Here is an 18,916-nt window from a genome sequence, read left to right on the forward strand (position 1 = left end):
TCATTAATTTTGATTGGGATTTTTTTTAATCTGTTTCTTCTAAAGAAAATATTTCTTCAACTGGTTTTTCAAAATATCTGGCTAATTTTAAAGCTAATAGAGTAGAAGGCACATATTTCCCTTTTTCCATAGCGTTTATGGTTTGTCGGCTGACTTCTATTTGTTTGGCCAATTCTTCTTGCGAAATGTTTTTGATGGCTCTTAATACTTTTAAATTATTAGTCATCTTGATTGGTTTTATTTAGCTTGTAGATCATGTAATGAAATCGAATGATGAAGAATAGAAGTAAAGTAAACATATTGTAAAATAATACATTTAGGTAAGGCATTCCGTAAATAAATAAAGCAAAAAACAGAATTAAACCATAATTAAGGTATGTAGCCCAAACTAAGCTTTCATATCTAATTTTCGATATCATTTCATCTTCTACTTTAAGTTTAGAAAATCCAACAAAAATTCCACCGAGAATCATCCCAAAAGTTAACAATTCATCTGAAACGCTATTGGTTATTACAGTAAAGAAACCTGGAACTTCACCAATAGTTTCCTGATAAATCGAAAAAACTTTTATTGTTAAATAATCATCTAATGATAAATTAAAAACAGAACTTGAAATTATTAAAATTAAACTTGGAACAAATAAAACCCAACCAAGAGTTTTATAGCTGTTCGGAAAAAGGAAACGTGTTTTCATTAGATATGTGATTAATATTATTTTTCAAATGTAAAGTATATTTTACATATTGACAAATAAAATTAACAAAAAGTAAAGTAAGATTAACTCTTATTTTGGTTTACTATAATTTTAAAAAGCTTTGTGGCTCATTAGTTATTATGAAAACTACTTGTGAACTATAGCCCTGATTGCAACGGCATCCTTTTTTGTTTTCTTTTAAAACAAAAAAGATATAGTGGAAAGCAGGAGGATTTTTGATGTGAAAACTACTGTTGTGCTTCTAAAAAAAAAAAATATTATTCTATTCTTTTTTCAATATAATCTGAGTTTAAAAGATACAAAGCACCCATGTATTGTAAATTAAATGAAACCAAGTCACCAACTTTATAATTCTTTTTAGAACTACTAATATCAACAACAGTCATGTCTGAACTAGAATCTATTATGCTTACTGAATTGTCTGTAGGTGCTAAATATTGCGGTTGCATGTCTAATAATCCAAAATCTAATATTGCACGCAAAGAAGTTTCGCTTAAGTCTAAATTTTCATTCACTTCATAAGTATGTCCAGCAACATTTTCTCCTAGTTCACCTGTTGGATTATTTGGTTTTTCTGTAATTTCAATGATTTCTGCGTACAATCTTAACACATCATTATGCATACCTTCCATGGTTTCTCCTGTGAATAAATCTTTACCAAAAAACAAGGCTTCACCAACTCTAAAATGGTTCACAGCCATAGGCCGTGCATTTTTAAGCATCAAAGGAACAGCTACAGAAGTTCCACCAGAAACCCATGGAATTTTTACATTGAATTTAGCTTCAATTAATTGCTTATATAAACTCAATTGAATTAGTTTGTCTTGTGTGGGCATTACACCGCTTAAACAGTTTAGATTTGTACCAATTCCTCTAATTTCGATATTTGGAAGACTAAAAATTTGTTCGTAAAAAGACATTAATTCTTCTCCTAAAACTCCTTCACGCAAATCTCCCATTTCGATCATAATGATAATTTTATGGGTTTTATTTTGACGTTTGGCTTCTTCAGATAAAAGTTTGATGGTGTAAATTTCTGTATTGAAACTTACATCAGCATATTTTACGATTTTTGCAATATTCAGTTTTGAAGGTGGTTTGATGTAAACCGTTTGAATCTCTGGTTTTAGTTTTTTGATTTTTTTCAAATTACTAATTCGAGAATCGTGCATTTCCATTACACCTAAATCAATTACTTCTTTTAGGTAAATAGTATTTCCGCAAAGTAATTTGGTTACAACACCCCATTCAATATGTCTCTCTTTAAAAAGAGTATCAAGAAAAGTATAATTTTCTTTTAATTTTTGTCTGTATAATTTTAAAAATGCCATTATTCAATTATTTTTCTAGGAATAGATTTTGAAATTCTTGATAAAAATTCATAATTCAACTGGTTGTTTAGTTCTCCAAAAGAAGCTACTGTTATTGCTAAATCACCTTGATTACCTATAATTACAACTTCATCCCCTTTTTTTACATTATCGATTTCAGAAACATCAATAGTCAACATATTCATATTTATAGTTCCAATTACACCACAACGTTTTCCTTCGATTAAAACGCGACCTTGATTGCTCAAAGAACGACTGTATCCATGAGAATATCCTAAAGGAATAGTGGCAACTTTCATGTGTTCTTTGGCCATATAACTGGTTCCATAACCAATAAATTCTCCCGATTTTACTCGTTTTACATTCATAATTTCACTTTTCCATGAAATTACGCGTTGTAATGGATCTGTTTTTTTCTTTTTAGAATTTAGGTAAGTTACCAAAACTTCAGGACTTGGCCATAAACCATATTGTAAAATTCCGATTCTCACTAAATCCATTTGTGTTTCCGGAAACATCATGGAAGCTGCTGAACAAGCTGTGTGTTTTATTTTAGCTTCAATTCCGTGTGATTTGAAAATTTCTATAGCTTCATTAAATCGTTCAATTTGATTTTCGATTCTGTAATAATTCGATATACTTTCAGCACCAGCATAATGAGTACAAATTCCAACAAAATCAAGATATTTTGCCTCTTTAATTAAATATTTTGCCAATCTTGAAAGTTCTTTTTTAGAAAAACCAGTTCGGTTCATTCCAGTTTCAATTTCAATATGAATTTTTGCTTTTGTTTTTAATTTTTTAGCTGTTTTTGTTGCTGAAGCCAAACGATAACGTTCAAAAACAAAAAACTGAATTTCATTTTCGATTACCCAAGGCAAATCATCATCAGCTACAAAACCCATAATCATTATCGTGACTTTATTTCCTAAAGTTTCAAAAACAATTTTAGCTTCTTCCACATCAAAAACCGAATAATGATTGACTCCGCTTTGATGTGCCATTGTAACAAATTCTTTGATACCATGACCATAAGCATTTCCTTTAACGACTGAAGAAAAGATGACTTTTTTGCCCAACATTTTTTTTAAAAATGCGAGATTATTTTGATACGCTTTTTTATTTATTTCTATGATAGAATTTCTATGCATTTAAAATTTCTTTTGTAATTTGATGGAATAAATTTATTCCGGTTTCAATAATTTCGTCTGGAAAATCATAATCAGGATTGTGTAGTGAAGGTGTATTTTCTCCAGAACCTAAACCTAACATAGCTCCTTTAAAATTTTGCGTAAAGATTCCGAAATCTTCACCAAAAGTAAAAGGTTGCTCCTTTTCTAAAATATCCAAATTAAGACTTGAAGCCGATTTTCTAATGAAATTCACAGCTTCACTATTATTTTCATTTGCTTGAAAACTTTCTGTCCAATCGATTTTTGTTTTCAAATTAAATTTAGAGGCAATTTCGTTTACATTTTCTTCTAAATTAGATTCAATATTTCTCATTTGAGCATTACTATTGCTTCTCACGGTAAAATGAACTTCACCATAACCAGCAGAAACACCATAAGCTTTTTCGCCCATATTAATATGAATAGGAGTGATGAGACAATACTTTTTAGAAGAAACGTCAGTATTGATTTTGGAATTAAAAACCTGAATAATTTCGGCTATAGCTAAAGCTGGATTGATGCCGTTTTCAGGTTCACCAGCATGAGAAGTTTTTCCGTTTAATTGAATAATCATACTGTTAACTGCACAAGTAAACGTATTTTCTTTCACAATTATTTGATGTTTCTTAAATCCAGGAAGATTGTGTAAAGCAAAGGCAAAATCAGGTTTTATAGCATCAAAATTTGAGTCATTTAAAACTCTTTTGGCACCATTTCCGTCTTCTTCTGCAGGTTGAAACAAAAGCATTACCGTTCCTTTTTTTAGAGGATTTTCATGCAAAGTTTTTGCCATTCCACACAGAATAGCCATATGACCATCGTGTCCACATTTATGAGAAACTCTTTCATAAAGCGATTTATAATCAAATGAATTAATTTCTTGAATAGGTAAAGCGTCTAATTCACATCGAAATAGAACTGATTTCCCGTCTTCTTTTCCTTTATATATTGCTAAAATACCTTTACCACCAAGATTAGTAATTACTTGGTTTGGTTTATATTTCGAAAGGAAATCTAAAATTCGTTGAGCAGTTTTAGATTCATTTCCCGAAACTTCAGGATGTTGATGTAATTCTTGTCTTAATTGAATAAGTTCTTTCAAAATGTATTATTTTGTTAAACGCATTTCCAAATATTTATTGGTAAAGCCTAATTTTTCATATAAAGCCTTTGCTGGATTGTCTGGCTCAACATGCAAGGCAATGTTTCCTTCAGTTGTATCAATCGCTTTTTGCATTAGTTTTTTACCAAATCCTTTTCCACGTTGACTATTATCTACTGCTATGTAAACCAAAATATTTTCAGGAATAAATCCGCTCATTCCGGTGTGATTTAAGATGACAACACCAACAATTTTTTCATGGTCTAAACCAACGATTATATTTCCACCTCTAGCAGGATTCATTGCGTAATCGATGCATTTTAAAATGTCTTCTATTTTGTCACCATATTGTTCTAAGTGAGTGTATAAGAATTCAGCAATAATTTGATGTGTATAAGTTGAGTTTTCTCCAGTTTCTGGATTAATGATTTTAAATTCCATTGTTATTTTTTTTATAATGATAATTTGATAGTACTATAAATGTTATTAAAGATACGCTAATTCCGAAGATATTGGCATCTAAATGTTCAGGTAATGTATAATTTAACGGTAATTTATTATTTGAAAGAATAAGTCCAATCGTTGTTGAGCCACCTAAAAGCATGCTCCAAAAAGCAGCAATAGGATTGCTTTTATGCCAAAATAACGCTCCAAGAACTGGGACAAATAAACCAGACACCATGAAAGCGTAGGAGTAAAGCATCAATTCTAATACATTTTGCATTTGTGAAGCTAAAAGAATGGCAAAAACACCTACCAAAAGCGTTACAATTTGTGATAATTGTAATAATTTTTTCTGCGTTAATTCTTTTTTGTAAAATTTTGAAATGATATCTGTAACAATATTTCCAGAAGCAGCCATTAAACAACTATCTGCCGTTGAAAGAATTGCTGAGAAATAAGATGAAAGCATTAATCCCATTAAACCAATGGGTAAAATGGTGCTTAATAAAATAGGTAACCCCATTTCGCTATCCATTGTTGAAGCATCTGTTATGCCATCAAACATTCCTTGTGTTGCAGCTACTTTAGCTAACATTCCAAGAATTACTCCCATAAAAGCCATTATTGGCCATTCAAATAAACCTGCAATGAACCAAGCTTTTTTGGCTTCTCTTTCGTCTTTACAAGCATAAATTCGTTGATATAATGTCATTCCAATAAACCAAATCGGAATTATAGTAACGGACCAATTTAAAAGTTGGTGCCAAGAAACATTAGTTAAGGATAAATATTCAGGAGCTAACGTTGCTTTGATGACATCATAACCACCAACTGCGTTATAAGCAATCGGTATTCCAATAAAAACCAAACCAGCAATTAGAATAATCCATTGAATAGTATCGGTGTAAATCACAGCTTTTAAACCACCAACAGCAGTATAAACTACAGCAATTGCTCCCATAACAATTAATGCCCATTGTAAATTTAAACCATCAATAGTGGCAGAAGCTAATTTGGCTCCTGCTAAAACTTGCGAACTAGTAAATCCAATGTAACCAATCGCAGAAATGATTCCAGCTAATAAAGCTACTCTTGCACTATAAAAATGATTGAAGATTTGTGGGAATGTAAAAAACTTATGCTGATGACCTAATTTGCTCACTTTTGGAATTAAGAAAACGGCACTCAACCAAGCACCGATAAGTCCTGTAAACAACATCCATGAGCCCGAAATTCCCATAGTGAAACCTAATCCACCTAAACCAATTGAAAATCCACCACCAACATCTGTTGCCACAACGGATAAACCAATGTGCCAACTACTCATGTTTCGTCCACTAACGTAAAAATCTTCTGATGATGTGTTTTTTCTGTAAAAATAAAAGCCTACACCTAGCATTGCTATCATGTAGACCACAAAGATTATATAATCTATTGTGTGCATTTTTTGTATTTTAGATTAAACTGTCTGAAATGGAATTTTTCCAAAAGACAAGATGCAAAACTTTGCAAAAGATGAAAATAAGATTGATTTAAGATTAAAATCATGGATGGAACTTAAAGAACCGTCTTATTTTCAAAATATGATGCAAAGGTAAGATAATTATAAAGAATACACATTTTGAATGTAAAAAACTGAATTAAAAATTTGGAAAATTCAAATTATTTTTTGGATATTTGTATCAGTATAAGCCATTTAAATAAAATTATAAGCCATGTTAGTAAAAGTATTTGGAAGCGCTGTCTTTGGCGTTGAAGCTACTACTATTACAGTAGAAGTAAACATTGATAAAGGAATTGGATATCATTTAGTAGGATTACCAGATTCCGCAATAAAAGAAAGCAGCTATCGAATTGCTGCTGCACTCAAAAACAATAACTACGAACTTCCCGGAAAAAAGATTACGATAAACATGGCTCCAGCCGATTTGCGTAAAGAAGGTTCTGCTTATGACTTAACATTAGCAGTCGGAATTCTAGTTGCTTCTTATCAAATAAAAGCAGAAACCTTAGCGGAATATGTCATTATGGGAGAATTATCTCTTGATGGAGGATTACAACCCATAAAAGGGGCTTTATCCATTGCCATAAAAGCAAAAGAAGAAGGTTTTAAAGGATTGTTTTTACCGATTCAGAACGTTAAAGAAGCCGCAATTGTGGAAGGATTAGATGTTTACGGAATTGAAAATGTATTACAAATCATAGATTTTTTTGAAGGAAGAGGAACAATCAAACCAACCGTTATTGATACCAAAGAAGAATTTTCAAAAACATTAGAATTCCCAGAATTTGATTTTTCAGATGTAAAGGGGCAGGAGAGTATCAAGCGTTGTATGGAAATTGCCGCTGCTGGTGGACATAACATTATTTTAATTGGGCCACCAGGTTCAGGAAAAACTATGTTAGCCAAACGTTTGCCTAGCATTTTACCACCAATGACTATGAAAGAAGCTTTGGAAACCACAAAAATTCATTCTGTTGCAGGAAAGACTAAAGAAGGTGGTTTGATGGCTCAAAGACCTTTTAGAAGTCCACATCATACAGCAAGTTCTGTTTCGTTAGTAGGAGGTGGAAGTTATCCGCAACCTGGAGAAATTTCTTTAGCACACAACGGAGTTTTATTTTTAGATGAATTACCAGAATTCAAGCGAGAAGTTTTAGAAGTAATGCGACAACCTTTGGAAGATAGGGAAGTTACGATTGCTAGAGCTAAATTTACGATAACATATCCATCTTCATTTATGTTGGTAGCAAGTATGAATCCAAGTCCAGGGGGTTATTTTAATGATCCTGATGCACCAGTAACTTCATCTCCAATGGAAATGCAACGTTATTTGAGTAAAATTTCTGGACCATTATTAGATAGAATTGATATTCATATTGAAGTCACACCAGTTCCATTTGAAAAATTGACAGAAACTAGAAAGGCAGAATCAAGTGTTGAAATTCGAAAAAGAGTAACAAAAGCTAGAGAAATACAGTCAATTCGGTTTGAAAATTTTGAAAATTTACATTATAATGCGCAAATGAGTAGTAAACAAATTAGGGAATTTTGTGCTTTAGATGATGCTTCCTTACAAATGCTAAAAACTGCTATGGAACGCCTGAATTTATCTGCAAGAGCTTATGATAGAATTTTAAAAGTAGCCCGAACAATTGCTGATTTGGAAGGTTCAGAAAATGTAAATTCTAGTCATATTGCAGAAGCTATACAATATAGGAGTTTGGATAGAGAGGGTTGGTTGGGATAGCATGTAATGCATCCCTGAATTGCCTCCAGCTTTAGATGGAGAAACTAATAAATCAATTTCAAAAATCAAAAATCTATGCCATTCATAAAAATATACATCCATTTAGTATGGAGTACAAAAAACAGAAAACCATTTTTAAATACAATAGAATCAAGAAAATTAGTTTGGAATATTAAAGAAAATGCTAAAGAAAAGAATATTTATATTGATTTCATAAATGGTTATGAAGATCATTGTCATTGTTTAATTTCATTAGGTAGTGATCAAAATATTGAAAAAGTAGTGCAATTATTAAAAGGAGAATCATCTTTCTGGATTAATAAAAATAGTCATTTATTTCCCAATTTGAAAGGAGAAAAATTTGGATGGCAAGAAGAATATTATGCTTTGTCTGTATCTAATTCTGTATTAAATAGAGTTCGTAATTATATCAAAAATCAAGAAGAACATCATCGCAAAAAATCATTTCAAGAAGAATGTGATTTGATTGTTGAGGAGTTTAGAGATTTGGCTAAAGCCTATAATGTTGATTGTGGTTCCTCCAGCTGAAGCTGGAGGGAATTCAATAAAAATCCTTATAAGATTAAGTATTCTTCAACCAAAGGTTTCGATACGATTCATCTTTATCATAATCTTTGGCTTGTTTTTCTATATTGAAAACTCTGTTTTGTCTTGGATCGTTTCCTACACCAGCTAAATAAGCCCAATTTCCCCAATTACTACAAACATCATAATCAATTAACTGTTGTTCGAAATAAGCAGCTCCAATTCTCCAATCGATGTTTAATTCATTGCAAAAATAACTCGCAACATTTTGTCGTCCACGATTACTCATAAAACCTGTTAACTTTAACTCAAGCATATTTGCATTTATAAAATCAGAATTTGTAGAACCATTTATCCATTGCGAAAGTAATTTTTCGTTTAAAGATTTTGAGTTTTGTTTTTCGGATTTTATGCCTTCAAATAAGAAAAATTTTGTTTGGTGTTTTTTGAACATAAATCTAAAAAAATCTCTCCAAAGTAATTCAAAAATTAACCAATACGTAGAATCATTTGCTCCAAATTGCGATTCATATTTTTTTATTTCACTATAAATAAATCTTGGAGAAATACAACCATTTGCTAACCAAGCTGAAAACTTTGAAGAATAATCAGCACCAATCATTCCGTTTCGAGTTTCTTTATAATTAGATAAACATTGACTTTCATAAAAATAATGATTTAATCTTTTGAGCGCTTCTGTTTCACCTCCTTTAAACTGAATTGCAGCTCTTGAATCTATTTCTTCAGATTCTAATCCTAATTCATTCAAACTTGGAAGTTTTATTTCAGGAATTTTAGGAGAATTTATTTTTTCGGGTTTATCAAAAGCTTCTCTTATTGTTGCATCTTTCTCTGTTTTTTTTCGAAAAGTTGTAAATGTATCAGGAATATCTTTTATTGAAAAAGGTAAATCTTCCGCATGATATAAAGTGCTTGTGCTTATGGATTCAAATTCGCAACGCAATTTAAAAAGCTCATTGGCTACTAATGTTTCCGTTTGTTTCTCTTCAAAAGCTACTTCACGCTTTGCAAATACTTTTTGAATTTTATAGGCTGAAACAATTTTTGGAATTTCTATTTCTGGTTTACCTTTTATAATTAATAATCCAGAACCTATTGCTCTTAAATTCTTATCTAAATCCGCTAAAGATTCTAATAAAAATTGAGTTCTATAATTACCTGTTTTTTTAAATCCAAATGAAGTAGTTTTAAAATGAGCTTCATCAAAACAATATACACAAACTAGTTGATTGCTTTGTGCAATTGCTTTTAAAAATGTTTCGTTATCTGTTAATCGTAAATCTGTTTTAAACCAAACTAATGCAGTTTTCATTATAATTCGTTTATGTTTTTTAAATAATAATCAGCTTGTTGTAATAATTCTACTTTGTCTTCGGGTTTCATTTTTCTCCATACATTGTACATCATTCCAATTCTTGGATTTTTACCTAAATTATCTTCATTTTTGTCATAAAAATTCCAATATAAACTATTGAAAGGACATGATTTTTCTCCTGTTTTTAATGCTTTTTTATAAAAACAAGTGCCACAATAATGACTCATTTTGTCAATATAACTGGCTGAACTAACATAAGGTTTTGTACCCACAATTCCGCCATCAGCAAACTGACTCATGCCACGAGTATTTGTTATTTCGACCCATTGTATGGCATCAATATATATACCTAAATACCAAGCGTCAACTTCATCAGGATGAATTCCTGCTAAAAGTGCAAAATTACCGGTAATCATCAACCGTTGAATGTGATGCGCATAGGCATAATCTAACGATTGGTTAATCGCATCTTTCATGCAATTCATTTTTGTTTTTCCAGTCCAAAACCAATCGGGTAACTTTTCTTGATTGTTGAAATAATTCATTTGAGCATATTCAGGCATTTTTAGCCAATATATTCCTCGCATATATTCACGCCAACCAATGATTTGACGAACAAAACCTTCTAATTGATTGAATTCAATTTCGTTGGGACGATTTTGCCATTCAGCAACAGAAGCTTCAATAACTTCTTGTGGAGAAATCACTTTAATGTTCATTGAAAAGGATATTCTAGAATGATATAATGACCATTCATTGGGTGTCATTGCATCTTGAAAACTTCCAAATAAATGCAAACAATTTTTGACAAAAAAATCAAGTAATTCTAAGGATTGTTCTCGATTTATTGGCCAGACAAAATTCTTTTCATCAATATTTCCGATGGTTTTTATATCCGTTTTTTTAATTTCATTTACTATATCTGAAACATCATTATTGAAAATTAAAGGTGGAGTAGGTTTGTGCTCTTTTGGAATTTTCTTTCGGTTTTCGCCATCATAATTCCATTTTCCTGTTGTAGGTTTGTCTCCTTCCATTAAAACATTGTGTTTTTTTCGCAGGGCACGATAAAAACTTTCTAATAAAAATGTTTTTTTTCCTTCAAAGAAAGTTCCAAGTTCTGTTCTAGAAGTATAAAAATGTTCAGAATCAACAACCGAATTTGAAATAGATAATGTATTGCAATAGTTTTTCAATAACTCATCTAATCTAAATTCATCAGGAAATTGGTATTCAAAATTGGTAAACTGATGTTTTTCAATTAAATACTGAATGTTTTTGTCAAATGATTGTAAGTTGTTTTCATCATTCAGATTAATATAAATTATTTGATGTTTATTTTTAATTAATTCATTGGCAAATGACTTCATAGCCGAAAAAAAGCCTACAATTTTTTGAATATGATGGGTTGCATAATCGGTTTCTGTTCGAATTTCCATTAAAAGATATGTCACAGAATTATCTTTAGTTTTAAACCACGAATGATTACTGTTTAATTGATCTCCTAGAATTAACCTTAAAGTTTTCATGTTCATTATTTATTCATTCTACATTTATCACTACAATATTTGACTTCATCCCAAACTTTTTCCCATTTTTTACGCCATGTGAAAGGTTTTTGGCAAACCAAACAAATTTTAGTGGGTAAGTTTTGTTTTTTTACTCCTTTCAAGTTTATTTTATTAGTGAAAAAAGGACATTATTAGGTTTTGCATAACTCAAACGGTCAATTCTTTTAGTTGTATGATAACTGTCTAAACCAGTGCAAGTTATTGTTTTGGCTTTTTCTATGTCAATAAAACCATCATCAAATAAACTGTCATTTGGAATGTAAATATCTTTGACTTGACCAATAATTAAAATGGTATTGTTTATTTCTATTTCAACTTTTTGCTTGAATTCCAAACTAAATTGAATGTGACTTTCTTTAACAAATGGTGCTTGAAAATCGTTTTTATATTCTGTATTTAATCCCGTTGCATCAAATTCTGAAATTTCTCTTGGATAACGAGCCGAAGTTTGATGTGCTTGTTTGTAAATTTCTTCATTAATATGATTAACGGTGTAATATTTTGTCTCTAAAATGTTTTCTAAAGTATGTCTTTCAACAACTCCTGGACGAATAATGATTCCAAACAAAGCGGGATTTGATCCAATATGAACTAGGGAACTAATTATAGAAAGATTCGTTTGATTTTCCTTGTTATTAGTTCCAATTAAACACACACTTTTAAAGCCAGATAAACTATTCATTAAGTTTACTCGGAATAATTTTTCCATGGAAGAAATATCTGAATTGGAAATGTGTTTTTGCATGACTTTATTAGTTAAATTAATTATTCTAAAAAGTTATCTTTCTTCGAATCAATATGAATCCATTTTTTATTGCTGTTTAATTTGAAAGTTCCAATGTGTTCTTTATTCCAATCATTAGGATGAATTAGGGATAGAAAATTAGATCCGTCTTTTCCTAAATATAAATGGTATATTTCACCAACAACTGGTTCGAAATAAAATTTGGCATTGTATAGAATTTCGTTCCATTCGTATTCTTGCATTAGTTTTTCATATTCTACTTTAAGTTCGTTGAATTTACTTTCAAATTCTTTATTTACGTTACTAACCCCTTTATTTTTCCAATCAACAATATTATCTATTTTGATGGCTGGAGCTCCAACATTTGTAGCGTAAGAAATTTTATTAGCATTATATCCATTTTCATCAGAGTAAACTACATTATCTGGGATTTTACTTTTCATGATTATCTTTTTGAAATTTTGTTATTAGAAATGGCACGTTGAAGTTTACATTTAAAACGATTAATACCTTCAACTCGTTTGGCTAAATGTTTGGTTTTACAGTTTTCAACTCTCTTTCGCCACAATTTGTAACTGCTAAATTTGAGTTCTTTTTTCATTAAAGCTTTAACATCAGCTTCATTTAAACCAAATTGGAATTTGATGGCATCAAAAGGTGTTCTGTCTTCCCAAGCCATTTCAATAATTCGATCAAGTTCTATATCTGTAAAGTTTTTGTCAGAAATCATATTTTGTTTAACTATTAAATTAAAAAGTTAAACAAAATTACAAAATATTTTATACTGAAGGATAAAATTTAAAAATTAATTATGTTTTTTCCAGTATCTTTTTCCGTAGCTGCAGAAAATTTCATTATTAGATTTGATATTTTTTGTAGCAATTATACAAACATTGTTATCATCATCTAAAGTGATTTTTGAGTTGTTTTTAAATTCAGGGTTTTCAAAAGCTTCAGCATCATTGGCATATTTGGCAAAACAATCCACATGCATAGAATCCATAATTGTTCCATCAATCATGTTTATGAAATATCTGTCTTTTCCATTGTCAACACGATTTTTAGCTTCAATTTCGGTTAAGATTTCTCCTTTAAAAATGGAAATGACTTCGTGTTTATAGATTTTAATTGCAGTAAATAAGCCTTTTCCTGCGTTCTGTATTTGAGAATTTTCTATGTATAAATAGTCAGATTCAGGTGCTTCTATTTTTAAAGTTAAATTGTTCAGGATTTTAATTTTTGGATTAGTAACAAATATAAGTAAACCAATCCAGATGAATCTTACTAAACAAATTTATAAAAACGTGCTCCTTTTAAAACTGGATTTTCTTTTTCGATGTAATCTAAAACAAATTCGTTTGATGAATTTAAAACATTAGATTTTAATTCTTTTTTATGAAGTTTTTCATAAGTTTTAAAATCAATTGCTGTTCTTAGTTCTAAAGTTTCGAATAATTCTGTTTTGACAATTTTATCTTTCCAATTTTTTTCAATTGTACCTTCAAATACCTTTGATTTAGAGCCACTACCATATGCAATAAAACCTGCTTTTTTTGTTTTTAACTCTAAATTTTCTTTTTTGTAAAAATACAAAGCAGATAAAAATCCTAGAAATATTGAACCAGTATAAATATTTCCAACGTCACCAGAAGCAATTTCTGATGGTTTTATTTTTTGATTGACTAAAGTCAAGTATTCATTTGATTTTGATAAAGCTCTTAACTTATCTTTTACCGTTTCTCCTTCTTGTTGCTTTAAAAGAGCTTGGTTTTCTTTTGCAAAAATTTCAATAAACGTTCTTCTTCCTTGAAAACAGTAGGGTAGATGCATCAAAATTAAATCCCAATTATTAAAAATTACTGTGTTTTGATTGCTTTCTTTTTTATAATGATCGTAAGCCTCTGTGATTCTATTAATGTAACAAGTATTTGAATATTGTCCATCAAAAACAGGTTGTTCTTTTGTGATAGTAATTTCAGATTCTAAAACACCAAACCATTCTTCATTGTTGGGATTTTTTGTTATTTTAGATTTTTCGATAATTATTTTTGGTTTAAAAAAATCAAAAACGCCACTTGTTGAAACCCCTATTTTCTTAGAAAATGAAATGATACTTGGATTTGAAGTTATCAACATGGCAATTGCACCAGCACCTTGCGTGTACTCACCCGTAGAGTTTAAATCATATTTTGCATTGTCTGTAGAGATAACTACTGCTTTTTTAGTAGGATTTAAACGAATATAATCCACACAGTTTTGAAGAGCGTCAACGGCTCCAATACAAGCAAATGTGAAATCAACCATATCACAATTTCTGAAAGAATTAGTTCCTGTTTTTTGTTCAATTAGTTGTAAAATGTAGGAAGCAATAGGTTTTGAATTATCTACACTACTTTCTGTGCCAACATATATTCGTGAAATTTCAGAAGGATTTAAATTCTCTTGTTGAATTAATTTATAAAAAGCATTTGCTCCTAAAGTAATACAATCTTGATTTACATCTAGAAAACTCATTTTTTGTAGACCAAGACCCTTAGTAAGTTTTTCGGGTTCAATATTTCTGTTTTGAGCTAAAACATCAATTGGTAAATATATTTTTGGAACATCAAATTGTATAGCATCAATACCGACTTTCATGATAGATTTATTAAAAAATGAAATCAAAATTAGTGATTGATTTGAGATTTTAAATAAAACAATTTATAAAATTTAATTTGCACATAAACTTTTGCGAATGTCAAAAATTAAGATAGGTTTTATTCTGAATTTTATATTTTTTTTAAAATTTCACTTTGCTTGAAATATAAAAAAAAAGAGTTACTAAAAGCAACTCTTTAATTTATGATATTTGGTTAGTTTACAAAATCTCTTTAAATGTATCGTGCAATTTTATGTCACCTGACTCATATCCTTTCATAAACCATTTCATTCGTTGTTCAGAAGAACCATGAGTAAATGTTTCTTGGTTAACATGACCTTGCATTTTAGATTGAATGGCATCATCACCAACAGCATGAGCAGCACTTAAAGCCTCTTCTATATCACCAGCTTCTAATAAGTTTTTATTGTAATGAGCCCAAAGTCCGGCATAAAAATCAGCTTGTAATTCCAAAGCCACTGAATATTTATTGGCTTGCGCTTGACTTTTTCCTTGTTGAGCTTGTCTAACTTTTTGAGAAGTACCTAGTAGAGTTTGAACGTGGTGTCCGACTTCATGTGCAATTACGTAAGCAATTGCAAAATCTCCACCTTTTGCTCCAAAACGAGTGCGTAATTCCTCAAAGAACGTCAAATCCATATAGACTTTTCGATCAGCTGGACAATAAAAAGGTCCTGAAGCCGCAGTTGCTCCACCACATGCTGTTTCAACTGAATCAGAGAATAAAACCATACCTGGTTTTTCGTAAGCACCTATATTGTTTTCAGCGAATATTTTAGACCAAGTTTCGTTATTATAAACGAAAACAGCTTCGCTAAAAGCACCTAATTCCTTTTCGGCAGCAGTTAGTTCTCTTGTTTGAGTTTGTTCAGTTTGATTTTGAGATCCTTGTGTTTGTTGCAGTACGTTTCCAATAGTTTGCCCAGTTTCACCACCAAAAACATTCAGTAATAAAATTACAATCCCAATTAGTCCTCCACCAATCACAGCTTTTCCACCACCGGACATTCCTCTTCTGTCTTCAAAAGTGTCACTTTTTTTTCTTTCCCATTTCATAATATTTTTTTTTAAAATTCTTCTTGTCCTATTTCGTCAATTAGAGATTTTTCTTCAAAACCAATTGCTTGATTATAAATTGCATAAATCATAGAGTAGTAAAATGGAATTGTAAAAATTATTCCAATACAAAAACCAATTATTCCTATAAGAACCCCAATAACTGCCAGTAATAGAGCCACAAAAATTAATACAGGTTGCTTAAAAAATAATTTGACACTTTTAGTTATAGCATTTTCATAATTCTGTTCACCATAAATAATTAATGGTAAAGTAAATACTGTAATTATTGCAACAAAAAATTGTGTAAAATATGTAAGAAATTCTAAATTTATTAAAGTTAGTCCAGAGCTTAATAAGCCGCTTGTTAATCCAATGATTAAGTAACTTAGAAATATATCTTTAAAAAATTTACTTTTATAAAAATCAAAAAACACGTTTATTCCAACTTCTTGATTGTTTTTTGCTAAATGATTAACGTGAATAAACCCTGCTGTAATTGGTGCAGAAAAAGCACTTGTAACAGTTGCAATTAATAAAGTGCTAATTAAACCGATGGCTGTGCTTTGACTTGCTTGAAATTCAGTCATAGTAGATGTTAAATCTGAAAAACCGTAGATTAATGCAAATACAGTTCCATAAATTATTAAAGTCACTATTATTAATAATATCATGGCAACTCCAGACATTAAAAAAGTCTTTTTAAAAGTGTTAACACTTTCATCAATTAAACTTCCAGTTTCAAGAGTATATCCGTTTTGGATTTTTAAGTCAATTTTTGAGTTAATTTTGCTGTTCATTATTTTATTTATAATTAAAAACCTATTCTAAATCCAAGATATATATCTGCTTGTTTAGTGTCATCAATCATTGCAGTTAATATAGATCCAGAACCCATGAAGAATCCACCTAATCTAAATCCAAAACCACCTGTGAATCCAGATATTTCATTTTCTGAAAGCGGTACATATATTTCATAACTTTCACCTGAAAAGCGAGGTGTTAAAGTTATACTATTTTGTGTTGTAGAAAAATCATTATCGCTATCATCTACTAATTTTTGTTGTGTATAAGCACTAACATAAAATCTACTTGCTAATTTTAAATCTGCATAAGCTGTAAATAAGGTTGGTAGCTTTATGGTGAAATCCTTTTCATCGCTAGTTTTTGTTAAGTATCCACTAGCTAACAATATTTGTTCAATATCTCTTACATTGTCAACATCTTGAAACTGATTTAGATTTAAAAATTCTGTGTTTGAAATGTTTAAATTATAATTACTAGATTCATTATTATCAGCTTTAAAAGTCATTGATCCAATATTTTTAATAGCTAAACCAGAATTGAATTTATAATCTTTAGGATTATCAGCTACTTTAATTTTAAAATTTAATCCTAAATCAACTGCATAACCATTAATTCCAGAACTGAAGAAATCATTAAAATTATCTGCATCTGTAAAACCATCGGCAATTGGTCCAGAGTAAGCTATATTTAAATTTGCTTGAGTATCCGTTAAATTGTGATTTCCTGTAGTATTAATTATCGTTCCGTTAAATTTGTCAACAGCTAAATTTGTATATGAACTTGGAAAAAGTAAACGAACATTGGTTCCAGCACTTAATTTATATTTATCAGATTCAAATAAATTTCTTGCTAAAGAAAATCCTATTTCACCCCAAGCTGCAGCATTTATTTTTTGATTAAAGTTACTATTTACTGTAGTTGTACCTAGAATTGAATTAACTGCAGAATTTGCTAATGCATCTCCTAAATTTACATCAACATCAATAATATTAGCTTTCGCAACAGCATTTAATGAAACACCAAACCCCCATTTGTTATATTTCATACCAAAAGAGGCTATATTAGCAAGCACATCCAAACGCATATTTGCAGGTTCGTCACCTTCAAAAATTAAATCTTCAATATCTTTATCAGAATTTACAATATCACTAAAACTAATCTTATTATTAGATATATTAGTACTTATATTTAAGGCACTTATTTCAAAATTATTTGACATATTTGTCAATTCTGCTGGATTAAATGATGCATTTAACAGACCTACTCTTCTAGAAATATTAATTCCAGAGTAATGTTCTTGGGCTAAACTTAGATTTAGCATGAACAAGGCTAGCAATAAAATATGTTTTTTCATTTGCGTAAGATTTTGATTTTTGTCTTAGTAACAAATGTATAAAATTTTGTTAATATTTAGGTGAGATAATTAAAGATATAGGATTAAATTATCATTTTTTCGATTAAATACAACTAAATAGCTTTCCAGATAACATCATTAGGAACAGTTGCTTCTAAAGTTAAGATTTCTTTTGTTACAGGATGTTTTAAAACTAATTTTCTAGCATGAAGATGTATTCCACCATCAGGATTGCTTCTATCAAAGCCATATTTTAAATCACCTTTTATTGGACAACCAATAGCTGATAATTGTGCTCTTATTTGATGATGTCTTCCAGTATGAAGATTTATTTCTAATGCGAAATAATTATCAAGTTTTTTAATGATTGTGTATTCTAAACTTGCTCTTTTACTTTCGGGAACTTCTTTAGTGTGTGCTTTTGAAGTATTGTTCTTAGGATTTCGTTTTAGAAAATGAATTAGAGTATCGTTTTCTCTTGGAGGTAAATTTTTTACAACAGTCCAATAAGTTTTTTGAGTTTCTCGATTTTTAAACGATTCATTTAAACGAGTTAGTGCTTTTGAAGTTTTGGCAAAAACAATGATTCCGGTTGTTGGTCTATCTAATCTATGTACAACACCTAAATAAACATCTCCAGGTTTGTTGTATTTATCTTTAATATATTCTTTTACTACTTCAGATAAAGGTTTATCACCAGTTTTATCACCTTGTACAATATCACCTACACGTTTGTTAATGACAATTATATGATTGTCTTCGTGAATGATTTGAAGATTATTTTTTGTGGAAATTATTTTTTCTGCCAAAACAAACTAATTGCTAA

Annotated in this window: 21 protein-coding genes; 2 read left to right on the forward strand and 19 right to left on the reverse strand. The window is 30.0% G+C overall.

The window, feature by feature from the left end:
• Positions 1-25 precede the first annotated feature (25 nt).
• The 7 genes from AABJ49_RS01415 to AABJ49_RS01445 all read right to left on the reverse strand — a co-directional run bounded on the left by AABJ49_RS01415 (position 26) and on the right by AABJ49_RS01445 (position 6,209).
• Positions 26-226, reverse strand: a complete 201-nt coding sequence (locus AABJ49_RS01415) for a helix-turn-helix transcriptional regulator (protein WP_264558599.1) — start codon at positions 224-226, stop codon at positions 26-28.
• Complete coding sequence (locus tag AABJ49_RS01420; protein ID WP_338375454.1) at positions 219-695, reverse strand: hypothetical protein; 477 nt, start codon at positions 693-695, stop codon at positions 219-221. Before AABJ49_RS01420 ends, AABJ49_RS01415 begins: the two co-directional genes overlap by 8 nt.
• Positions 696-973: 278 nt before the next feature.
• Positions 974-2,047 (reverse strand): alanine/ornithine racemase family PLP-dependent enzyme, encoded by a 1,074-nt coding sequence (locus AABJ49_RS01425; RefSeq protein ID WP_338375455.1) that lies wholly within the window; start codon positions 2,045-2,047, stop codon positions 974-976.
• Entirely contained in the window at positions 2,047-3,198 is a 1,152-nt protein-coding gene (gene alr, locus AABJ49_RS01430; protein WP_338375456.1) for an alanine racemase, read from the reverse strand. Before alr ends, AABJ49_RS01425 begins: the two co-directional genes overlap by 1 nt.
• Complete coding sequence (locus AABJ49_RS01435) at positions 3,191-4,321, reverse strand: amidohydrolase (protein ID WP_338375457.1); 1,131 nt, start codon at positions 4,319-4,321, stop codon at positions 3,191-3,193. The genes alr and AABJ49_RS01435 overlap by 8 nt, the downstream gene beginning before the upstream one ends.
• Positions 4,322-4,327: 6 nt before the next feature.
• Positions 4,328-4,762, reverse strand: a complete 435-nt coding sequence (locus AABJ49_RS01440; RefSeq protein ID WP_338375459.1) for a GNAT family N-acetyltransferase — start codon at positions 4,760-4,762, stop codon at positions 4,328-4,330.
• Positions 4,752-6,209, reverse strand: a complete 1,458-nt coding sequence (locus tag AABJ49_RS01445) for a sodium:solute symporter family protein (RefSeq protein ID WP_338375461.1) — start codon at positions 6,207-6,209, stop codon at positions 4,752-4,754. The genes AABJ49_RS01440 and AABJ49_RS01445 overlap by 11 nt, the downstream gene beginning before the upstream one ends.
• A gap of 271 nt (positions 6,210-6,480) precedes the next feature.
• Here AABJ49_RS01445 and AABJ49_RS01450 point away from each other — a divergent pair, with 271 nt between their 5' ends.
• Together AABJ49_RS01450 and tnpA are read left to right on the forward strand one after the other, a co-directional pair.
• Entirely contained in the window at positions 6,481-8,016 is a 1,536-nt protein-coding gene (locus tag AABJ49_RS01450) for a YifB family Mg chelatase-like AAA ATPase (RefSeq protein ID WP_338375463.1), read from the forward strand.
• A gap of 75 nt (positions 8,017-8,091) precedes the next feature.
• Positions 8,092-8,565: an IS200/IS605 family transposase gene (tnpA, locus tag AABJ49_RS01455; protein ID WP_338375465.1), complete on the forward strand. Its 474-nt coding sequence runs from the start codon at positions 8,092-8,094 to the stop codon at positions 8,563-8,565.
• Between the two features lie 34 nt (positions 8,566-8,599).
• Here the strand turns inward: tnpA and AABJ49_RS01460 are convergent, their stop codons facing one another.
• From AABJ49_RS01460 to AABJ49_RS01515, 12 genes are all read right to left on the reverse strand, one after another.
• Positions 8,600-9,895 carry a DASH family cryptochrome gene (locus AABJ49_RS01460; RefSeq protein ID WP_338375466.1) on the reverse strand — a complete coding sequence of 432 codons (1,296 nt, stop codon included), beginning with the start codon at positions 9,893-9,895 and terminating at the stop codon, positions 8,600-8,602.
• Complete coding sequence (locus tag AABJ49_RS01465; RefSeq protein ID WP_338375467.1) at positions 9,895-11,427, reverse strand: cryptochrome/photolyase family protein; 1,533 nt, start codon at positions 11,425-11,427, stop codon at positions 9,895-9,897. Before AABJ49_RS01465 ends, AABJ49_RS01460 begins: the two co-directional genes overlap by 1 nt.
• 5 nt (positions 11,428-11,432) lie before the next feature.
• Positions 11,433-11,570, reverse strand: a complete 138-nt coding sequence (locus tag AABJ49_RS01470) for a DUF2256 domain-containing protein (RefSeq protein ID WP_338375468.1) — start codon at positions 11,568-11,570, stop codon at positions 11,433-11,435.
• Positions 11,571-11,572: 2 nt separating this feature from the next.
• Positions 11,573-12,214, reverse strand: coding sequence for a flavin reductase family protein (locus AABJ49_RS01475; RefSeq protein WP_338375470.1), 642 nt, complete (start codon positions 12,212-12,214; stop codon positions 11,573-11,575).
• Between the two features lie 20 nt (positions 12,215-12,234).
• A complete protein-coding gene (locus AABJ49_RS01480) occupies positions 12,235-12,657 on the reverse strand; it encodes a DUF2452 domain-containing protein (protein WP_338375472.1) in 423 nt (140 codons plus the stop codon).
• Positions 12,658-12,659: 2 nt separating this feature from the next.
• The gene (locus AABJ49_RS01485; protein WP_338375474.1) at positions 12,660-12,944 is read right to left on the reverse strand and encodes a TIGR03643 family protein; all 285 of its coding nucleotides are present in this window, start codon (positions 12,942-12,944) and stop codon (positions 12,660-12,662) included.
• Positions 12,945-13,019: 75 nt separating this feature from the next.
• The gene (locus AABJ49_RS01490) at positions 13,020-13,508 is read right to left on the reverse strand and encodes an SET domain-containing protein-lysine N-methyltransferase (protein WP_338375675.1); all 489 of its coding nucleotides are present in this window, start codon (positions 13,506-13,508) and stop codon (positions 13,020-13,022) included.
• Positions 13,499-14,851, reverse strand: a complete 1,353-nt coding sequence (locus AABJ49_RS01495) for a hydroxymethylglutaryl-CoA synthase (RefSeq protein WP_338375475.1) — start codon at positions 14,849-14,851, stop codon at positions 13,499-13,501. Before AABJ49_RS01495 ends, AABJ49_RS01490 begins: the two co-directional genes overlap by 10 nt.
• 220 nt (positions 14,852-15,071) lie before the next feature.
• Positions 15,072-15,929 (reverse strand): neutral zinc metallopeptidase, encoded by an 858-nt coding sequence (locus AABJ49_RS01500; protein WP_338375476.1) that lies wholly within the window; start codon positions 15,927-15,929, stop codon positions 15,072-15,074.
• Between the two features lie 11 nt (positions 15,930-15,940).
• Positions 15,941-16,729, reverse strand: a complete 789-nt coding sequence (locus AABJ49_RS01505) for a hypothetical protein (protein ID WP_338375478.1) — start codon at positions 16,727-16,729, stop codon at positions 15,941-15,943.
• 14 nt (positions 16,730-16,743) lie between these two features.
• Positions 16,744-18,090 (reverse strand): hypothetical protein, encoded by a 1,347-nt coding sequence (locus AABJ49_RS01510; RefSeq protein WP_338375480.1) that lies wholly within the window; start codon positions 18,088-18,090, stop codon positions 16,744-16,746.
• A gap of 113 nt (positions 18,091-18,203) precedes the next feature.
• Entirely contained in the window at positions 18,204-18,899 is a 696-nt protein-coding gene (locus AABJ49_RS01515) for an RluA family pseudouridine synthase (RefSeq protein ID WP_338375482.1), read from the reverse strand.
• Between the last annotated feature and the right edge of the window lie 17 nt (positions 18,900-18,916).

It is taken from the genome of uncultured Flavobacterium sp. (genome assembly GCF_963922255.1).
Classification (GTDB): domain Bacteria; phylum Bacteroidota; class Bacteroidia; order Flavobacteriales; family Flavobacteriaceae; genus Flavobacterium.

Bases quoted from the DNA above. Each gene is read 5' to 3' on its own strand.
- AABJ49_RS01415 (WP_264558599.1), bottom strand. From the start codon at position 226: ATGACTAATAATTTAAAAGTATTAAGAGCCATCAAAAACATTTCGCAA.
- AABJ49_RS01420 (WP_338375454.1), bottom strand. From the start codon at position 695: ATGAAAACACGTTTCCTTTTTCCGAACAGCTATAAAACTCTTGGTTGG.
- AABJ49_RS01425 (WP_338375455.1), bottom strand. From the start codon at position 2,047: ATGGCATTTTTAAAATTATACAGACAAAAATTAAAAGAAAATTATACT.
- alr (WP_338375456.1), bottom strand. From the start codon at position 3,198: ATGCATAGAAATTCTATCATAGAAATAAATAAAAAAGCGTATCAAAAT.
- AABJ49_RS01440 (WP_338375459.1), bottom strand. From the start codon at position 4,762: ATGGAATTTAAAATCATTAATCCAGAAACTGGAGAAAACTCAACTTAT.
- AABJ49_RS01445 (WP_338375461.1), bottom strand. From the start codon at position 6,209: ATGCACACAATAGATTATATAATCTTTGTGGTCTACATGATAGCAATG.
- AABJ49_RS01450 (WP_338375463.1), top strand. From the start codon at position 6,481: ATGTTAGTAAAAGTATTTGGAAGCGCTGTCTTTGGCGTTGAAGCTACT.
- tnpA (WP_338375465.1), top strand. From the start codon at position 8,092: ATGCCATTCATAAAAATATACATCCATTTAGTATGGAGTACAAAAAAC.
- AABJ49_RS01460 (WP_338375466.1), bottom strand. From the start codon at position 9,895: ATGAAAACTGCATTAGTTTGGTTTAAAACAGATTTACGATTAACAGAT.
- AABJ49_RS01465 (WP_338375467.1), bottom strand. From the start codon at position 11,427: ATGAAAACTTTAAGGTTAATTCTAGGAGATCAATTAAACAGTAATCAT.
- AABJ49_RS01475 (WP_338375470.1), bottom strand. From the start codon at position 12,214: ATGCAAAAACACATTTCCAATTCAGATATTTCTTCCATGGAAAAATTA.
- AABJ49_RS01480 (WP_338375472.1), bottom strand. From the start codon at position 12,657: ATGAAAAGTAAAATCCCAGATAATGTAGTTTACTCTGATGAAAATGGA.
- AABJ49_RS01485 (WP_338375474.1), bottom strand. From the start codon at position 12,944: ATGATTTCTGACAAAAACTTTACAGATATAGAACTTGATCGAATTATT.
- AABJ49_RS01495 (WP_338375475.1), bottom strand. From the start codon at position 14,851: ATGAAAGTCGGTATTGATGCTATACAATTTGATGTTCCAAAAATATAT.
- AABJ49_RS01500 (WP_338375476.1), bottom strand. From the start codon at position 15,929: ATGAAATGGGAAAGAAAAAAAAGTGACACTTTTGAAGACAGAAGAGGA.
- AABJ49_RS01505 (WP_338375478.1), bottom strand. From the start codon at position 16,729: ATGAACAGCAAAATTAACTCAAAAATTGACTTAAAAATCCAAAACGGA.
- AABJ49_RS01510 (WP_338375480.1), bottom strand. From the start codon at position 18,090: ATGAAAAAACATATTTTATTGCTAGCCTTGTTCATGCTAAATCTAAGT.